Origin of the sequence: Xylophilus sp. GW821-FHT01B05 (genome assembly GCA_038961845.1) — a bacterium.
Taxonomy (GTDB): Bacteria; Pseudomonadota; Gammaproteobacteria; order Burkholderiales; family Burkholderiaceae_C; genus Xylophilus.
Window position 1 is genome coordinate 2,004,928 of record CP152408.1, and the last position, 16,735, is coordinate 2,021,662.

A 16,735-nucleotide genomic window follows, 5' to 3' on the forward strand; every position below is an offset into this window, starting at 1 on the left:
CCCGCATGGACCGCATCGTTGCCACCCAGGTGTTTGTCGCCGTGGTGGACAGCGGCAGCCTGACCGCTGCTGCGGAGCGCCTGGACATGTCGCGCGCCATGGCCACGCGCTACCTGGCGCAGATGGAGCGCTGGGCTGGCGCGCGCCTGCTGCACCGCAGTACCCGGCGCCTGGGCCTGAGCCCGGCGGGCGAAGAGCTGCTGCCGCGTTGCCGCGAGCTGCTGGCGCTGGCAGAGCAGATGCCACACCCGGCGGGCGAGGGCGCAGACGGCCCGCAGGGCATGCTGCGCATCGCCTGTGCGCCCTCGCTGGCCGAGAACTGGCTGGCACGCGCCATGGCCGACTACCTGCGCCAGTACCCGCGCGTGGCGGTGGACCTGGTGCTGGGCAACCAGGCAGTGAACCTGGTGGAAGAGCGCATCGACCTGGCGATCCGCATCAGCAATGCGCTGGACCCGCAACTGATCGCGCGGCGGCTGGCGGACTGCCACTCGGTGGTGTGCGCCGCGCCCAGCTACCTGGCCGCGCGCGGCACGCCGCGCCGGGTAGAAGACCTGGCGCTGCACGATTGCCTGACCTACACCTACTTTGGCAAGAGCCTGTGGAACTTCACGCGCGCTGGCGAGCCGGTGGCCGTGCCGGTCGGCGGCAAGCTCAGCGCCAATGACGCCACCGCGCTGCTGCATGCGGCGATAGCGGGCGCGGGCATCTGCATGCAGCCGGCGTATGCGGCGGCGCCGCACATTGCCGCAGGCACGCTGGTGGCGCTGCTGCCCGAGGCTGAGCCGCCGATGCTGGGCGTGCACGGTATCTACAGCTCGCGCCGGCAGATGCCGGCGGCGCTGCGCAGCCTGCTGGATTTCCTGGCGGCGCGCTTTGCCGCCGACCCGGGCTGGGGGCGCTATGCTGCGCCCTTACCACTGCGAAGCGAGACCCCATGAAAGCCACCTGGAACGGCAAGACCATTGCCGAGAGCGAAGACACCGTACTGGTCGAAGGCAACCACTACTTCCCGCCCGAGTCGCTCAACCGCGACTTTGTCACCTTCAGCAACCACCGCAGCACCTGCCCCTGGAAGGGCCAGGCCAGCTACTACTCGTTGCTGGTGGATGGCGAGCTGAACACCGACGCCGCCTGGTACTACCCCGAGCCCAAGTCCGGCGCCGAAGAAATCCGCGGCCGCATCGCCTTCTGGAAGGGCGTCAAGGTTGCGGCTTGATGCTATTTAAATAATAGCTATGTGCCCTAGAGTGGCCTGCGTTTCAGCCACTTTTCTTCTAAATTTCGCCTCAGGCTTTCCATGCGCCCACATGCGAGGCGCTGGCTTCTTCCAGCAGCGCCGGCCCCACGCATTCGATAGGGTTGGGTGACGCCGCAAACACGTCGCGGCAGAACAGCTCGGCATCCACCTGATCGGCGCGATCGCCCCGGAACACGCGCAGGCGCACCGCGTCTATGCCGTACACCACGCGCCCTATGGCCGACCAGAAGATGGCGCCGGCGCACATCACGCAGGGTTCGCCCGACGCATACATCGTGGCCTGCGCCAGCACGTCGCGGCTGAAGCGCGGCGAGAGCTTGCGTACCAGCGAGGTCTCGGCATGCGCGGTGCAGTCGCCGGTCTCGAAGGTGGCGTTCCAGGCCTCGTCCAGCACGGTGCCGTCGGGCAGCACGGCGACGGCGCCGAAGGGGCGGTTGCCCAGGCTGCGGGCATGGTCGGCCAGGGCGATGGCGCGGCGCAGATAAAGGCCGTCGCGCTCGTCGAGTTCGACCGGTTCGGGTAGCAGGCTGTTCGGAGTGTTGGCGTTCATGCTGCGGCCTCCAGTGCCACGGGTGTTGCGATGGGTTTGGCGGCAGCCATGGCGCTGCAGGAGGCCGGCGTGGCTGCCACGATGGGGATGCTGGCGACATTGCCACGGTGCACTTCGGGCTCGCCGTGGCGGGCCAGCAGCTCCATCAGTTTCTTGCGGATCAGCATGCCGGGCTTGTCGCTGGCCATGGAGTATTCGACGCCGCGCCGGCGCGTGTCGATCACGGCGTCGGGGTCGGTGGATTCGAGGATGTCCTTGTCCTCGCGCGTCACCGCGTCGTCGAAATCGATCAGCATCTGCGCCGGGCAATCTGCTTCCGTGTCGTTGCGGAACAGCCATTGGCACAGCTGCATGCGGCCGTCGTCTATGGGCGTGAAGCAGTTGATGATGATGTGGCGCACACCGGAGGGGTATTCAATGTCCAGCCGGCGCGAGAACGGCAGGAAGTAGGCGTTGCGCATGTGGCGCGTGGTGACCGCATCGGTCACGCCGCTGATGCGCTGGAACTTCTCCGGGTTGCTGGCGGGGATGGTCGTCTCGGCGTAGAACCCGGTGGGCGACTCCACCAGCTCGTAGCTGCTGGGCTTGGGCTGCGAGGCCACGCCAAAGGTGGCGCGGTGCACAAAGCTGAAGTGCGAATTGTCGAAGGAGTTTTCCAGCGCGCGCATGGGGCTGGTGTCCCAGGTTTCGTAGAACTGGAAGATGGTGCGCCAGCCTTCGGCGCCAAACTCGGGGATGGCGGGGATGTCTTCTATCGGGTCTTCCAGCGCCACCCAGGCATAGCCGTAGCGCGCGGTGCAGTGGTAGGCGGGCGTGCAGTAGCCCGGCGGGATCGGCTGGCCGGCATCCATCTGCGGGATGCCGACCACGCGGCCGCTGCGGTCGTACTGCCAGCCGTGGTAGCCGCACTGCAGCGTGCCCTCGTGGCACCAGCCCTTGGACAGCTTGGCGGTACGGTGGCAGCAGCGGTCCTTCAGCGCGGCGGGCTGGCCGTCGCCATCCAGAAACAGCACGATGTTCTCGCCCAGCAGGGTGAAGGGCTTGGGGCCGTCGGCCAGATCGGTGAGCGGCATGACGGCATGCCAGAACTTTCTGAACACGGGTTGGCGGGTGGTGAGCATGGAGAGGTCCTTTCAGGGGAGGAACAAGAGCAATGACCTGCCGTGGGGAACGGTTGAATCGCTTCTACTCTCGGGGAACGGGAAATTGTGGAACTAGCGCGGCGCGGCAGCGGCTTGCACGCCGGCCGGCAGCGCTTCTGCGCTGACGCGGAACACATGCTGCTCCGGGTCGGTCAGCACCGCCTGCCACTGGCCGTAGTAGGTGGCATAGGGGAACTTGAGCACGCGCCCGCCCAGCTTGCCGATGCGCGCGGCCACGTCGTCTACCGCCGTGGGCGTGGGCAGCATGAAGGTGGCGTAGGCGGTGACGGGCGCGGTGCTGTGTGCAGCCGGTGCGCGGTCGGTCAGGTCCAGCAGCGCGTAGGCCGGCCGCGCGTTGAAGCCAAACTGCACGCCCTCGGAATGCAGCGCGCGGTAGATCGGCGAGCGGCTCTGCTCGGCCTCTTGCCAGCCCAGCAGGTGGCGGTAGAACTGCATCTGCGCCTCGATGTCGTGGCACAGCAGGTTGAACCACAGCTTCATGCGGGCTCCTTTAGTCCATACGTTTTGGCGTACATCTCGCGCAGGTGCTCGCCGGCGGTGCAGGGCGCGTAGCGCGGTGCTTCACCGGCCGGCACGGTGCCCGGCACGGGTTCTATGCGCGCGAAGTAGCCGGGCTCGTAGAAGAAGGGGATCGAGTAGCGCGGTGCGCCGCCCGAGTGCATGTTACGCACGCGGTGCGGGTTGGAGTGGTAGCGGCCATTGGTCCAGCGCGGGATCATGTCGCCCAGGTTGACGACCAGGCAGCCGGCCATGGGCGTGGCTGGCACCCAGTTGCCATCGGGCATGCAGACCTCCAGCCCGCCATGCCCGTCTTGCGCCAGGATGGTGATGGCGCCCCAGTCGGTATGCGCGCCGGCGCCGAATGTGCGCGCATCGGCATCGGCCGGGTGCGGCGGGTAGCGGACCATGCGCAGCGTGAGCATGGGGTTCTCGCTGCTGCCGTCGAAGTAGGCTTCGGGCAGGTCCAGTGACAGCGCCATCAGCTGCATCAACCGGCACGACAGGGCCAGCATGGCCTGGATGTACTCCTCGCATGCCGCCGGCACATGGGGCAGCTCGGCGGGCCACTGGTTGCCGCCATAGGTCTGGTAGCCAGCCTGTACGTAAGGATGGTTGTCGGGGTAGGCCATGCCGCAGTAGAAGCTCTCTTTCAGGTCTGGCCGGGCATCTGCATCCAGCGTCTGCGCACCGATGTTCTCAAAGCCGCGCATGGTGGGCGAGTGGCGCATGTCCAGCGCCTGGCGTGTGGCGGCGGGTAGATCCAGCAGTTGTTGCGTGATGCCGAACTGACGCTCTACCAGCGCTGCCGCCACGCCGTGCTGGCGCACATAGAAAAAGCCGGATTCCATGGCCGCTGCGCGCAGCTGCGCGGCCACGTCGGCACTGCGCGCGCCGCCGGGTGCCAGCGCGTCGTGCAGGTCGATGACGGGAATGCCCATGCGCTTAAGCCTTGAGCTTGCGATCCGCAGCAGCCGGCAGAAAGCGATCAGTCCACATGTCGGCCACGGCCAGCGTGCCCTTCAGGCCAAAGGCGGCCACGGTCTCGTCGATGGTGGCCTGCAGCCGCGCTGGCGTGGCCGCGCCCCAGCCGTTGGCGCGGGTGTCGGGCGTTTTCATGCTGCCGTCTACCACCAGCTTCAGGCGCTCGTGTTCGATCTCTTCGTTGGCCAGCGGCTCGCGCGCCTTGACGGCAGCAGCGCCGGCTTTTGGGTCGGCAATGGCGTCGATCCAGCCGCGCGTGCTGGCCTTGACGAAGGCCTTCATGGCGTCTTGCTGCTCCATGCTCTTGCTGTTGGCGACCAGGCCGTTGCCATAGGACTTCATGCCGTAGTCGGAGAAGCGAAAGGTGGTGATCTGGTCCAGGCCCATGCCGCGCAGCTTGAGGTTGAGCAGGCCGGTGAAATAGAAGTAGGCCGAGGCGTCGAAGTCACCCTTGACGAAGCGCGTGTCGCCAATGTCGGGCGACACGTTCTCCCACTTCACGCCGGATGGATCAAAACCTTGCGCCTTGGCAAAAGCCGGGAACAGCTTGCGCGAGGCGTTGAAGGGCTGGCCCAGGATGGTCTTGCCAGCCAGGTCCGCCGGGGTCTTGATCGGGCCGTCTTTGCGCACCAGGATGGCGTTGGGGTTCAGGTCGTACTGGATGGCGACCGCAGCCAGTTTGGCGCCGGGGTTGTTGACGTTGAATTCGATCATCGTCGCCAGGTCGGCCGAGGCGCAGTCATAGGCGCCGCTGCCCACCAGGCTGATGGCTGCGGCCGAGCCGTTGCCGGTGTCTATGGCCACGTCCAGGCCGGCGTCCTTGTAATAGCCGCGCTGCTGCGCCAGCAGAAAGCCGGCGGCCGTGGCCTCGACCTTCCAGCCCAGGTTGAACTTGAACTTCTGCAGCGAGCCCTGCGCGCGCACGAAGGGCGTGGCGGCAACAAGGGTGCTGGCGCCGGCGGCGCGGAGGAGTGAACGGCGGTGCATGGCGGGGCGCTCCAGGAAACGGGTTGGAACGCACAGGCGGCAGAGTTCGAGTGGAATGGGCCGTGCAGGCTGAACGGCATCCATGGCATCTCGAAGCACTGCGGCTGTGCGCGCTTCGAGAGCAATTTCCGGCCGTGGTCCGGCAGTTGCACCAAGCGGGGGCAGGCTGCGCGAAGCACGGTGAACGCTTCTACTCTCTGCCGAAAATTACGCAGCTTCCGTGCCAGGCGGCTGGCGGGCTGCGCTTTTTTCATATGTGCTCATGCTGTTTAAGTATTTGTAATTCACATACTGATGCGTCATGATTTCTAAATACGAATAATTAGGCCCCATGGAACTTCGCCAGCTTGAAGCCTTCGCCGCCGTGATGTCGAGCGGCAGCGTGACCGCTGCCGCGCGCCTGCTCGACCGCTCGCAGCCCGCAGTCAGCCGCCTGCTGCAAGAGCTGGAGGCCGAGATCGGCTATGCGCTGTTCACGCGCGGCGGCCCGCGCGTCACGCCGACGGAGCAGGGCTTTCTGCTGTATGAGGATGTGGAGCGCGCGCTGGGCAGCCTGCGCCAGATCAAGCGCCGCGCCGCCGAGATCGCCCGTGGCGAGGCGCAGCCGCTGCGGCTGGCGGCCACCTCGGCCCTGGCCGTGGGCCTGCTGCCGCAGGCGCTCAAGCGCATCGAATCCCAGACCGGCGGTGCCGCCATCCAGCTGCGCAGCGCCTCGCCCGAGCAGGTGGTGCACGAGGTGCTGACCGGCGCCGTGCAACTGGGCGCCACCAGCCTGCCGCTGGAGCACCGTGGCCTGCAGGTGCACTGGATCGCCCAGGTCGCCTGCGTGGCCGTGCTGCCGCAGGACGACCCGCTGGCGGCCGAGGCCGTGGTGCCGCTGGCCGCGCTGGCCGCGCGCCGCCTGATCACCATGAGCAACCCATTCCGCCTGCGCGGCCGCCTGGACCGCGCCCTGCTGCGCGCCGGCCGCTGGGGCGAGGCCGGCCACAACGCCATAGAAACCAACTCATCGGTCAATGCCCTGGCGGCCGTGCGCGCCGGCCTGGGCGTGGCGGTGCTGGAGCCGATCACGGCCGCGGGCACCCCCTTCGAGGGCGTGGTGGTACGGCCGCTGGACACCGACATTCCCTTCTTCTTTGGCGTGATCACGCCGCAATCGCAGCCGGTGACGGTGGCGGTGCAGGCCGTGGCCGATGCGCTGCTGGACGTGGCCTCGGCGCTGCCGGGCTTTGTGCAGCATGCCCCGGACGCGCACGGATCACTGCTGCAGAGCCTGTATGGCAAGGCATGAAACACATATGAGCCCATCCCTCTCTCATTCATCTGCCGCCACAGGCCTTGCCGCGTTGGAAGCGCGCCTGCGCCAGGACCTGCAGTGGCTCAACCTGCCGGCTAAGCGCTGGGTGCCGCAGCGCACCGAAGACGGCGCGGATGTGCTGGACGTGGCCATCGTCGGCGGTGGCATGGCCGGCCTGGCGCTGGCCACCTCGCTCACCCACCTGGGCGTGCGCGCCCGCATCTTCGACCGCGCCCCGGCTGGTTTCGAAGGCCCCTGGGCCACCACCGCGCGCATGGAAACCCTGCGCTCGCCCAAGGAGCTGACCGGCCCGGCGCTGGGCCTGCCGGCGCTGACTTTCCGCGCCTGGTTCGAGGCGCAGTTCGGCCTGCCGGCCTGGGACGCGCTGGACAAGATCCCGCGCCTGCAATGGGCCGACTACCTGCGCTGGTACCGCCAGGTGCTGGGGCTGGACGTGCACAACCGCCAGCGCGTACAGGCGCTGCAGCCGCGTGCCGATGGCCTGGTGCAACTGGACCTGGCCGATGAAGCCGCTGGCGGCGCGGCCTACCGCGTGCTGGCCCGCCACGCGGTGCTGGCCACTGGCCGCGACGGCCTGGGCGGCCCTTGGGTGCCGGACTGGGCGCAGGCCCTGCCGCGCGAGCGCTGGGCGCATTCGGCCGATGTCTGGGACGGCGCGCAGCTGCGCGGCCAGCGCGTGGCCGTGATCGGCGGCGGCGCCTCGGCCATGGACAGTGCGGCCACGGCGCTGGAAGGCGGCGCCGCTCGCGTCGACCTGCTGATCCGCCGCGCCGACCTGCCGCGCATCAACCGTGGCAAGGGCGCGGGCAGCCCGGGCATGGCGCACGGCTTCTGGCAGTTGCCCGATGAATGGAAGTGGCGCTTCCGCCATTACCTGAACGTGCAGCAGGTGCCGCCGCCGCACGGCAGCACGCTGCGTGTGTCGCGCCATCCGAATGCGTATTTCCATCTTGGCGCGCCGGTGCTCTCGGTGACGCCACGGGCCGACGGCGCGCTGCGACTGGACACCGCCAAAGGCCCGCTGGCAGCCGACTTCATCATCTTCTGCACCGGCTTTCGCTCCGACTGGAGCCTGCGCCCCGAATTTGCCGCCTTCGCGCCGCAGGTGCGGCTGTGGCGCGACCGCTTCACGGCGCCGGTGGGCGAAGACGATGCCGAGCTGGCCGAATCCCCTGACCTCGGCCCCCTGTTCGAGTTCCAGGAGAAAACGCCCGGCGCCTGCCCCGGCCTGGACCATGTGCACTGCTTCAACTACGCGGCCTCGCTGTCGCAGGGCGCAGCCGCTGGCGACATCCCGCAGATCAGCGACGGTGCGCAGCGCCTGGCCCGTGGCCTGGCTGCCCGCCTGCTGGCCGAGGACGCGCAGGCGCACTTCACCGCCATGGAACGCTACAGCGAGCCCGAGCTGGATGGCGACGAGTGGACGCCGGCGGCCTTTCCGGCCTATGAAGGAGAGGCGAGCGCCGCACGGCCGCCCGAAGGCGCGGGTCCCCTTGAGGGGGGTGGCGCTGCACACGCAGTGGCAAGCCTGGGGGGGCACCTGCCATGACCGGCTGGCTGCTGCGCCGTATCGGCCAGGCCGCGCTGGTCGTGCTGTTGATGACGGTCATCGTCTTCATCGGCCTGCATGCCATCGGCAACCCGGTGGACATCCTGATCGGCGACGACATGAACCAGCAGGAGCGGCTGCAGGCCATTGCCCGCCTGGGCCTGGACCAGCCGCTGTGGCGCCAGTACCTGGCCTTTATTGATGGCGCGCTGCATGGCAGCCTGGGCAAGAGCTTTGTCTACCAGGAAGACGCGATCCGCCTCATCCTGCAGCGCCTGCCGGCCACCATGGAGCTGGCCGTGGCGGCGCTGCTGCTGGCCATCGTCATCGGCGTGCCGTTGGGCCTGTACGCGGGCATGAAGCCGGACCACCCGTTGTCCAAGGCGGTCACGGCGGTGAGCATCGTCGGCTTCTCGCTGCCGGCCTTCTGGGTGGCGCTGATGCTCATCATGGTGTTCAGCGTGCAGCTGGGCTGGCTGCCGGCCAGCGGCCGTGGCGAGACGCGCGCGCTGCTTGGCGTGCAGTGGTCCTGGCTCACGCTAGACGGCCTGCACCACCTGATACTGCCGGCCTTCAACCTGGCGCTGTTCAAGATATCGCTGGTGCTGCGTCTGACACGTGCCGGCGTGCGCGAGGTGTTGCCGCAGGACTATGTGAAGTTCGCGCGCGCCAAGGGCTTGTCGAACACGCGCGTGGTGGTCATGCATGTGCTGCGCAACACCATGATCCCGCTGGTCACCGTGCTGGGGCTGGAGCTGGGCTCGACCATTGCCTACGCTGTGGTCACTGAAACCATCTTCGCCTGGCCGGGTGCGGGCAAGCTCATCCTCGACAGCATCAACTCGCTGGACCGACCGGTGGTGGTGGCCTACCTGATGGTGGTGGTGGTGATCTTCGTCACGCTCAACCTGGTGGTGGACCTGCTCTACAAGCTGCTGGACCCACGGGTACGGCTGGAGGCCGCGCGATGAAGCCGCTGCGCAGCAAGACTTTCGACGAGCATTCGATCTGGTGGCGCGTGGGCGCGGATTTTCTGCGCTCCCGCGTGGCCGTGGCCGGGCTGGTGGTGCTGGTCCTGGTGGTGCTAGCCGCACTGGCCGCCCCTTGGATCACGCCGCAAAACCCCTACGACCTGATGCAGCTCGACGTGATGGACGCGCGCCTGCATCCCGGCACGCCCAGCAGCGAGGGCGGCTACACCTATTGGCTGGGCACCGATGGTCAAGGGCGGGATCTGTACTCGGCCATCGTCTACGGCCTGCGCATCAGCCTGGTGGTGGGCGTGGGCTCGGCCCTGGTGGCGGCGGTGATCGGCACCCTGGTCGGCCTGCTGGCCGCCTATGCGGGCGGCAAGGTCGATGCCGTGCTGATGCGGCTGGTCGACCTGCTGCTGTCCTTCCCCACCATCCTGATGGCGCTGATGATCCTGGCCTATGTGGGCAAGGGCGTGGGCAACGTGGTGCTGACCCTGGTGCTGCTGGAGTGGGCCTACTACGCCCGCACCGCGCGCGGCCAGGCGCTGGTGGAAACCAACCGCGAATACGTAGAGGCCGCGCGTGGCCAGGGCATTCCGCAGTGGCGCATTCTTACCGGCCACATCCTGCCCAACTGCCTGCCGCCACTGCTGGTGATAGGCGCGCTGCAGATCGCGCGCGCCATCACGCTGGAGGCCACGCTGTCCTTCCTGGGCCTGGGCGTGCCCATCACCGAGCCATCGCTGGGCCTGCTGATTTCCAACGGCTACCAGTACCTGCTGTCCAACGAATACTGGATCAGCTTCTTCCCTGGCGTGGCACTGCTGGCCACCATCGTGGCGATCAATCTCGTAGGCGACCAGTTGCGAGATGTACTCAACCCAAGGCTGCAGAAATGAGTACGCACGACATCACGCTGGAAGTGCGCGATCTGCAGACCCGCTTCCACACCCGCGCCGGCGTGCTGCCGGTGGTCAATGGCGTGTCCTTCACGCTGGGGCGCGGCAAGGTGCTGGGGCTGGTGGGCGAGTCGGGCTCGGGCAAATCGGTTACCGGCTTTTCCATCATGGGCCTGGTCGATCCGCCGGGGCGGGTCGAGGGCGGGCAGGTGCTGTTCAAGGGGCAGGACCTGGTGCAGCTCACACCAGGCGAACGGCGCGCGCTGCGCGGCAACCGCATCGCCATGATCTTCCAGGACCCGATGGCCACGCTCAACCCGGTGCTGCGCGTCGACACGCAAATGATGGAAGCCGTGCACGCCCACCGCAAGGTGTCCAACGCCGTGGCCCGCCAGCAGGCGGCCGATGCCCTGGCGCTGATGGGCATCCCCAGCCCCGAAGACCGGCTGCGCGCCTACCCGCACCAGTTGTCGGGCGGTATGCGCCAGCGCGTGGCCATTGCGATTGCCATGCTGCACGGGCCGGACCTGATCATTGCCGACGAGCCCACCACCGCGCTGGACGTGACCATCCAGGCGCAGATCCTGTCGGAGATGCAGAAGCTGGTGCAGCAGAGCGGCACCTCGCTGATCTGGATCAGCCACGACCTGTCGGTGGTGGCCGGCCTGGCTGACGAGATCGCCGTGATGTACGCCGGCCGCATCGTCGAGCACGGCAGCGTGGACCAGGTGCTGGACCACCCGCAGCACCCCTACACCCAAGGCCTGATCGGCAGCCTGCCCAGCGCCAACCGGCGCGGCGCACGGCTGCGGCAGATTCCCGGCATGGCGCCCAACCTGCTGCAGATGCCTGCGGGCTGCGCCTTTGCGCCGCGCTGCGCGCGTGCCAGCGCTGTCTGCAATACCCTGCCCGACATGAGCCGCCCGCGTGCAGACGCGCCCTCGCATTTGGTGCGCTGCTTTCATCCCGGCGCAGCGCCTGTTGCGGAGGCCGCAGCATGAGCGATCTACCGCTGATCGACATGCAAGGCGTCACCAAGCGCTTTGGCGCGCAGCCGCCGCCGGGAAAACTGGGCCGGGCGCTGCGGCGCCTGGGCTGGTCCAAGCCGCCCGTGGTCACCCATGCGGTGGATGGCGTGGACCTGGCCGTGCGCCCGGGTGAGGTAGTGGGCCTGGTCGGTGAATCCGGCTGCGGCAAGTCCACGCTGGGCCGCATTGCGGCCGGCTTGCTGGAGCCGACCGAGGGCGAGGTGCTGGTGAACGGCGCGCCGCTCGACAGCCTGAACGCCGAGCAGCGCCTGGCTGCGCGCCTGCGCGTGCAGATGGTGTTCCAGGACCCGTTCGCCAGCCTGAACCCGCGCCTGCGCGTGTCGCGCATCGTGGGCGAGGCGGCGCGCCTGCACGGGCTGACTGACGCTGCGGGTGAAGACGACTACGTTGCCGCCCAGTTGCAGCGCGCCGGCCTGGACCCCAGCCTGCGCCATCGCTACCCGCACCAGTTCAGCGGCGGCCAGCGCCAGCGTATCGGCATTGCGCGGGCGCTGGCGGTGCAGCCTTCCATGCTGATCTGCGACGAGGCCGTGGCGGCGCTGGACGTGTCCATCCAGGCGCAGATCCTCAATCTGTTCATGGACCTGCGCGACCAATTGGGCCTGGCCTATTTGTTCATCAGCCATGACCTGGGTGTGGTCGAACATGTGTGCGACCGCGTGGCCGTGATGTACCTGGGCCGCGTGGTGGAAAGCGCGCCGGTGGAAGAGCTGTTTGCCAGGCCCAACCACCCCTACACGCAGGCGCTGCTGGCAGAGATCCCGCGCATCTCCACGCGCCGCACCCGCTTCAGCACCATTCGCGGCGAGATCCCGAGCCCGATCACGCCGCCCTCGGGCTGCCACTTCCATCCGCGCTGCCCGCAGGCCATGCCGCGCTGCAGTACGGAAGTACCCCAGTTGCGCGGCATCGCCATCAACCACATCAGCGCCTGCCATTTGAATAAATGAACACCCCCAGGCTACGCGCTTCGCGTCTTCGCCAACCCCCTCAAGGGGGCACATCCAGCGGCCCGGCAAAGCCGGTTCCGCGGATGTCCTGGCATGGCCTGCTCCGCGGCCTTCTGCACCTTTGTGGCTCATGTACCGCGAACGGTGTCGACTCCGGGACTGAAGCGGCGTGCCGCACATCGTCATCCATGATTTTTCTTTGAAAGGTATCGCCATGCACCATCGCAAGCTTTCCGTCATCGCCGCCGCCCTGCTGGCCGTGGGCACGGCCGCCTCGGCCCAGACCCTGTCGATCGGCTTTGCCGACCCGATCTCGTCGGTAGACCCGCAGCTCAACAACCACGCAGGCGACCGCTCGCTGGCGCTGCACTTCTGGGATTCGCTGGTCGCCTCGCGCGATGGCGGCAAGCTTGAGCCTGGCCTGGCCGCGAGCTGGAAGACGCTGGACGACAAGACCTGGGAATTCAAGCTGCGCACCGACGTCAAGTGGCAGGACGGCACGCCGTTCACCGCGGACGACATCGTGTTTTCGTTCCAGCGCGCGCGTAGCGTGCCGGGCTCGGTGGCCTCTTACGCTGGCGCCCTGCGCACGGTGGAGTCCACCACGGCCAAGGACCCGAGCACGGTCATCATCAAGACCAATACGCCCAACCCGATGCTGCCGCTGGAGATCTCATCGATCTACATCGTGAGCAAGCACATCGGCGAAAAGTCCAAGACCGAGGATTACAACGCCGGCCGCGCCGTGGTGGGCACCGGGCCCTACAAGTTCATCTCCTACACCCCGGGCGACCGCACGGTGTTCGAGCGCAGCCCCAGCTACTACGGCCCCAAGCCGCTGTGGGAGAAGGTCAACTACCGCTTCATCAACAACGGCGCGGCGCGCACGGCGGCGCTGCTGGCGGGCGATGTGGACGTGATCGACAAGGTCGCGGTGACCGATGTAGAGAAGCTGCGCAAGACGCCCACCGTCAGCGTCTACACCTACCCCGGCCTGCGCGCGCTGCTGCTGCAACCCAGCTTCAAGCCCGGGCCCAATGAGTTCATTACCGACAACGCCGGCAAGCCGCTGGCGCAGAACCCGCTGCTGGACGTGCGCGTGCGCGAGGCGCTGTCGGTGTCGATCAACCGCAAGGCCATCGTCGACCGCATCCTGCAGGGCACGGTGACCGAGGCCAACCAGTGGATGCCCAAGGGCAGCTTTGGCTACAACCCGGACGTCAAGGACATCGCCTACAACCCCGAGCAGGCCAAGAAGCTGCTGGCGGATGCGGGCTTTCCGCAGGGCTTCCAGATCAGCATCCACGTGCCGGGCGACCGCTACCCGCAGGCGCCCGAGACGGTGCAGGCCGTGGCCCAGTTCTGGAGCCGCGTGGGCGTGAAGACCAAGGTCGAGGTGGTGCCCTGGGCCGTGTACTCCAGCCGCGCCAACAAGAACGAGTTTGCCGTGAGCGTGATCGCCTGGGGCAACGGCACGGGCGAGGCCGGCTACGGCCTGCTGCAGACCCTGGCCACCACCGACGCCAAGCGTGGACGCGGCGCCAACAACTGGGGCCGCTACAGCAATGAGGCCGTGGACAAGGCGCTGGACGCGGCCACGGTCGAGTTCGACGCCAAGCGCCGCGAGGCCATCTTCCGCCACTCGGTCAAGCTGGTGACCGACGACGTCGGCCAGATCCCGCTGTTCCACTACCAGAACATCTGGGCCGCCAAGAAGGGCCTGAAGGTGGTGCCGCTGCTGAGCGACCGCACCACCGCCTTGCAAGTGACCAAGGTCGCCAAGTAAGGCCGCGCCATGCTGAGCATCACGCCTGAAGACGCACTGATCGATGTGCCACGGCACATCACCGTGAGCGGTTTGACGTCGGGTGAAGAGATCACGATCGGCACCCGCACTGTGCGCGGCCCGGGCGTGGTCTGGCGCTCGGCCGCCAGCTTCCGCGCCGACGCGCAGGGCAGGGTGGATCTGCAGTGCGACGCGCCGCTCGCGGGCAGCTATGCCGGCGTAGACGCGATGGGCCTGATCTGGTCGCAAGCGCCCGAGCAGGCCGGTGCGCCACGCGAGGTGTTTGCCGCCGAACCGGCGGCGGCGCTGACCACCGAGGTAACCGTGCAGCGCGCAGGCGCTACGGCTTGGCAGGGGCCACTGGTGCAGCGCCTGGCGGCCGCCGGCGTGACCCGGCGCGAGGTGCGCGAAGAGGGCTTGGTGGGCACGCTGTTCCTGCCCTCGGGCCCCGGCCCGCACCCGGCGGTGCTGGTGCTCAACGGCTCGGGCGGCGGCATCAACGAGCCGCGCGCCGCGCTCTATGCCTCGCACGGCTACGCCGCGCTGGCACTGGGCTACTTCAAGGCGCCGGGGCGCTCGGACTACATCTCTGACACCCACCTTGAATACTTCGAAACCGCGCTGGCCTGGATGCACCGCACGCTGCGGCCGCTGCATGGCTTCGTCGCCCTGAGCGGCCAATCGCGCGGCGGTGAGCTGGTGCTGCTGCTGGGCTCGCTGTTTCCTGAGCAGGTCTCTGCCGTCATCGGCTATGTGCCCGGCGCCGTGGTGCACAGCGCGCAAAACGCCTGCAACCCCGCTACCGGTCGTGAAGGCCCGGCCTGGATCTTTCGCGGCCAGCCCTTGCCGCATCTGTGGGAAAACAACCGTACCGCCACCTGGGCGCCCTGGGACGAAGGCCCGCAGCCACGCCGCCATGCCAACGCACTGCTCACCGCGCTGCAAGACCCGGACGCGGTCGAGCGCGCGCGCATCCGCGTGGAGAACATCCGCGGCCCGGTGCTGCTGCTGTCGGCCACCGACGATGGCTCCTGGCCCTCCAGCCTGTACAGCCGCATGGTCACTGAGCGGCTGGCGCAGTTCCAGCACCCGCACGCGGTGGAGCACCTGGACTTTGAAGGCGCGGGGCATTCCATCGTCTTCCCCTATGTGCCGACCACGCAGCTGGTCTACGCGCATCCGGTGTCCAAACGCCTCAGCACCACGGGCGGCGCACCCGCTGCCAATGCCCATGCGGACGAATCATCCTGGCAGGGCGTGCTACGTTTTCTAGAGCTAGCGGCCCAGGCTGCACCTGGGCTAGAGGCCTAAAACGTATAAATTTTTATTGCAAGCAATTTTGGAGACTTCGCCATGTCCTCATCCATCTCCACGGCCGACCTGGTCGACACCCTGGTGCCGCTGCCCGCCACCAGCGCCGTGCATGCCGTGCGCCACCAGCGCGACAAGGTCGTGGCCGCCACGCAGGGCAGCTACGACAGCATCTTTGATCCGGCGCTAGGCGGCCCTTCGCTGGCCGAGCGCTTGCTGGCCGCCCATGAGATCGCGCGCCTGGCCGGCAGCGCGCTGCTGCAAGCGCACTACCGCGAGCGCCTGCTGGCGCTGCCTGCGCTCACCGCGCCGCAACAGGCCGCGCTGGCGGGCCAGGCTGCCACCGGCGATGCGCGCCTGCAAGCCATCCTCGCCTTCACCCGCACCCTGACCGAGCGCCCGGTGGATGGCGACCAGGCCGCGCTGCTCAAGCTGCCCGCCGCCGGCCTGGCCACGCCCGAGGTGATTGCGCTGGCGCAACTGATCGCCTTCGTCGCCTACCAACTGCGCGTGGTGGCCGGCCTGCAGGCCCTGGTGGCGGCAGGCGATGGCGCATCGGCCGCGCCGGCCGTGGCTGATGCACCGACCGAGCCTTTCGTGCACCCGGCCAATCTGCCCAAGCCCGGCGAGCCGGTGCGCGTCAACGGCTACACCAGCGAAACCCTGGGCTGGAAGGCCTGGCTGCCGGTGGTGAAACTGGAAGAGGCCACACCCGCCCAGATGGCGGTGCTGGAAACCAGCCACCCCAAGGCCAAGACCTCGGACTACTACCGCGTGCTGGTGCACCAGCCGCGCATCCTCGAAGAGCGCTCGATCGTCTTCAACGCCATCATGTACGCGCCCGGCGGCCTGTCGCGCGCCGAGCGCGAACTGGCCAGCGCCGTGGTCTCGCGCGTCAATGGCTGCGTCTACTGCGCCTCGGTCCACGCCCAGCGCTTCGAGCAGCTCGCCAAGCGCAACGACGTGATCTATCAAGTGTTCACCGAGCCACAGGGCGCAGGCACCAACGCCCGCGAGCGCGCCATCGTGCAGTTGTCGATAGACCTCACCCTGCGGCCCGAGCAGTTTGGCGCCGCGCAACTGCAAGCCGTGCGCGCGGCTGGCCTGTCGGACCTGGAAGTGCTGGACCTGTTCCACGCCGTGGCCATCTTCGCCTGGGCCAACCGGCTGATGCTGAACCTGGGTGAGCCGGTGTACGGTGCGAGCTCTTAGTCGCATCCCTTTCAAGGTCTTTGAGATATCTCGGCGCTGTGTGCCTTGCATGCGGCGGGTGCCGGGAGTTCGCCCCGGCGGGCGAGTAACTTTCTCTTGGCGAACGCCCAAGAGAAAGTCACCAAAGAGAAGGCGACCCCACGTGCTGCGTCCCCTGCGCTTCGCTCCGGGGCAACCTGCGGTGCTCGCGCCAGGCGGGGTCTCGCTCAAACTCGCTTCGCTCAGACAGGAGCGATCCCTGATC

The 16,735-nt window shown here is 68.0% G+C and carries 16 protein-coding genes; 11 read left to right on the plus strand and 5 right to left on the minus strand.

Translation table 11 applies throughout. From position 1 onward, the window contains the following. Nucleotides 1-5: 5 nt before the first annotated feature. Entirely contained in the window at nt 6-941 is a 936-nt protein-coding gene (locus AAFF27_09355; protein ID XAH25380.1) for a LysR family transcriptional regulator, read from the plus strand. Then, nucleotides 938-1,219 carry a DUF427 domain-containing protein gene (locus AAFF27_09360; protein ID XAH25381.1) on the plus strand — a complete coding sequence of 94 codons (282 nt, stop codon included), beginning with the start codon at nt 938-940 and terminating at the stop codon, nt 1,217-1,219. The genes AAFF27_09355 and AAFF27_09360 overlap by 4 nt, the downstream gene beginning before the upstream one ends. A 70-nt stretch (nt 1,220-1,289) precedes the next feature. Here AAFF27_09360 and AAFF27_09365 read toward each other — a convergent pair whose 3' ends face one another. The 5 genes from AAFF27_09365 to AAFF27_09385 all read right to left on the minus strand — a co-directional run bounded on the left by AAFF27_09365 (nt 1,290) and on the right by AAFF27_09385 (nt 5,443). Next, nucleotides 1,290-1,811: a nucleoside deaminase gene (locus tag AAFF27_09365; GenBank protein ID XAH25382.1), complete on the minus strand. Its 522-nt coding sequence runs from the start codon at nt 1,809-1,811 to the stop codon at nt 1,290-1,292. Then, a complete protein-coding gene (locus AAFF27_09370) occupies nt 1,808-2,932 on the minus strand; it encodes an aromatic ring-hydroxylating dioxygenase subunit alpha (GenBank protein XAH25383.1) in 1,125 nt (374 codons plus the stop codon). Before AAFF27_09370 ends, AAFF27_09365 begins: the two co-directional genes overlap by 4 nt. Before the next feature lie 93 nt (nt 2,933-3,025). Continuing rightward, nucleotides 3,026-3,454: a VOC family protein gene (locus AAFF27_09375; protein ID XAH25384.1), complete on the minus strand. Its 429-nt coding sequence runs from the start codon at nt 3,452-3,454 to the stop codon at nt 3,026-3,028. Then, entirely contained in the window at nt 3,451-4,413 is a 963-nt protein-coding gene (locus AAFF27_09380) for a 2-oxoglutarate and iron-dependent oxygenase domain-containing protein (GenBank protein ID XAH25385.1), read from the minus strand. Before AAFF27_09380 ends, AAFF27_09375 begins: the two co-directional genes overlap by 4 nt. A 4-nt stretch (nt 4,414-4,417) precedes the next feature. Next, the gene (locus tag AAFF27_09385) at nt 4,418-5,443 is read right to left on the minus strand and encodes an ABC transporter substrate-binding protein (GenBank protein XAH25386.1); all 1,026 of its coding nucleotides are present in this window, start codon (nt 5,441-5,443) and stop codon (nt 4,418-4,420) included. 331 nt (nt 5,444-5,774) lie between these two features. Here AAFF27_09385 and AAFF27_09390 point away from each other — a divergent pair, with 331 nt between their 5' ends. The 9 genes from AAFF27_09390 (at nt 5,775) to AAFF27_09430 (ending at nt 16,491) form a co-directional block, all read left to right on the plus strand. Next, nucleotides 5,775-6,734: a LysR substrate-binding domain-containing protein gene (locus AAFF27_09390; protein XAH25387.1), complete on the plus strand. Its 960-nt coding sequence runs from the start codon at nt 5,775-5,777 to the stop codon at nt 6,732-6,734. A gap of 7 nt (nt 6,735-6,741) precedes the next feature. Beyond that, entirely contained in the window at nt 6,742-8,310 is a 1,569-nt protein-coding gene (locus tag AAFF27_09395; GenBank protein XAH25388.1) for an NAD(P)/FAD-dependent oxidoreductase, read from the plus strand. Further along, nucleotides 8,307-9,281, plus strand: coding sequence for an ABC transporter permease (locus AAFF27_09400; protein ID XAH25389.1), 975 nt, complete (start codon nt 8,307-8,309; stop codon nt 9,279-9,281). Before AAFF27_09395 ends, AAFF27_09400 begins: the two co-directional genes overlap by 4 nt. After that, nucleotides 9,278-10,183: an ABC transporter permease gene (locus AAFF27_09405; protein ID XAH25390.1), complete on the plus strand. Its 906-nt coding sequence runs from the start codon at nt 9,278-9,280 to the stop codon at nt 10,181-10,183. The genes AAFF27_09400 and AAFF27_09405 overlap by 4 nt, the downstream gene beginning before the upstream one ends. Beyond that, nucleotides 10,180-11,184 (plus strand): ABC transporter ATP-binding protein, encoded by a 1,005-nt coding sequence (locus AAFF27_09410; protein ID XAH25391.1) that lies wholly within the window; start codon nt 10,180-10,182, stop codon nt 11,182-11,184. The genes AAFF27_09405 and AAFF27_09410 overlap by 4 nt, the downstream gene beginning before the upstream one ends. Beyond that, nucleotides 11,181-12,182, plus strand: a complete 1,002-nt coding sequence (locus AAFF27_09415; protein XAH25392.1) for an ABC transporter ATP-binding protein — start codon at nt 11,181-11,183, stop codon at nt 12,180-12,182. Before AAFF27_09410 ends, AAFF27_09415 begins: the two co-directional genes overlap by 4 nt. A 214-nt stretch (nt 12,183-12,396) precedes the next feature. Next, a complete protein-coding gene (locus AAFF27_09420; protein ID XAH25393.1) occupies nt 12,397-13,968 on the plus strand; it encodes an ABC transporter substrate-binding protein in 1,572 nt (523 codons plus the stop codon). A gap of 9 nt (nt 13,969-13,977) precedes the next feature. Continuing rightward, nucleotides 13,978-15,279, plus strand: coding sequence for an acyl-CoA thioesterase/bile acid-CoA:amino acid N-acyltransferase family protein (locus tag AAFF27_09425; protein ID XAH25394.1), 1,302 nt, complete (start codon nt 13,978-13,980; stop codon nt 15,277-15,279). Nucleotides 15,280-15,321: 42 nt separating this feature from the next. Then, entirely contained in the window at nt 15,322-16,491 is a 1,170-nt protein-coding gene (locus tag AAFF27_09430) for a peroxidase-related enzyme (GenBank protein XAH25395.1), read from the plus strand. The last annotated feature ends 244 nt before the right edge of the window (nt 16,492-16,735 follow it).

What these genes read in the sequence shown, in the direction of transcription:
- AAFF27_09405 (XAH25390.1), top strand. Translation starts at nt 9,278, where the DNA reads ATGAAGCCGCTGCGCAGCAAGACTTTCGACGAGCATTCGATCTGGTGG.
- AAFF27_09425 (XAH25394.1), top strand. Translation starts at nt 13,978, where the DNA reads ATGCTGAGCATCACGCCTGAAGACGCACTGATCGATGTGCCACGGCAC.
- AAFF27_09415 (XAH25392.1), top strand. Translation starts at nt 11,181, where the DNA reads ATGAGCGATCTACCGCTGATCGACATGCAAGGCGTCACCAAGCGCTTT.
- AAFF27_09385 (XAH25386.1), bottom strand. Translation starts at nt 5,443, where the DNA reads ATGCACCGCCGTTCACTCCTCCGCGCCGCCGGCGCCAGCACCCTTGTT.
- AAFF27_09410 (XAH25391.1), top strand. Translation starts at nt 10,180, where the DNA reads ATGAGTACGCACGACATCACGCTGGAAGTGCGCGATCTGCAGACCCGC.
- AAFF27_09400 (XAH25389.1), top strand. Translation starts at nt 8,307, where the DNA reads ATGACCGGCTGGCTGCTGCGCCGTATCGGCCAGGCCGCGCTGGTCGTG.
- AAFF27_09430 (XAH25395.1), top strand. Translation starts at nt 15,322, where the DNA reads ATGTCCTCATCCATCTCCACGGCCGACCTGGTCGACACCCTGGTGCCG.
- AAFF27_09360 (XAH25381.1), top strand. Translation starts at nt 938, where the DNA reads ATGAAAGCCACCTGGAACGGCAAGACCATTGCCGAGAGCGAAGACACC.
- AAFF27_09370 (XAH25383.1), bottom strand. Translation starts at nt 2,932, where the DNA reads ATGCTCACCACCCGCCAACCCGTGTTCAGAAAGTTCTGGCATGCCGTC.
- AAFF27_09420 (XAH25393.1), top strand. Translation starts at nt 12,397, where the DNA reads ATGCACCATCGCAAGCTTTCCGTCATCGCCGCCGCCCTGCTGGCCGTG.
- AAFF27_09365 (XAH25382.1), bottom strand. Translation starts at nt 1,811, where the DNA reads ATGAACGCCAACACTCCGAACAGCCTGCTACCCGAACCGGTCGAACTC.
- AAFF27_09375 (XAH25384.1), bottom strand. Translation starts at nt 3,454, where the DNA reads ATGAAGCTGTGGTTCAACCTGCTGTGCCACGACATCGAGGCGCAGATG.
- AAFF27_09380 (XAH25385.1), bottom strand. Translation starts at nt 4,413, where the DNA reads ATGGGCATTCCCGTCATCGACCTGCACGACGCGCTGGCACCCGGCGGC.
- AAFF27_09395 (XAH25388.1), top strand. Translation starts at nt 6,742, where the DNA reads ATGAGCCCATCCCTCTCTCATTCATCTGCCGCCACAGGCCTTGCCGCG.
- AAFF27_09390 (XAH25387.1), top strand. Translation starts at nt 5,775, where the DNA reads ATGGAACTTCGCCAGCTTGAAGCCTTCGCCGCCGTGATGTCGAGCGGC.
- AAFF27_09355 (XAH25380.1), top strand. Translation starts at nt 6, where the DNA reads ATGGACCGCATCGTTGCCACCCAGGTGTTTGTCGCCGTGGTGGACAGC.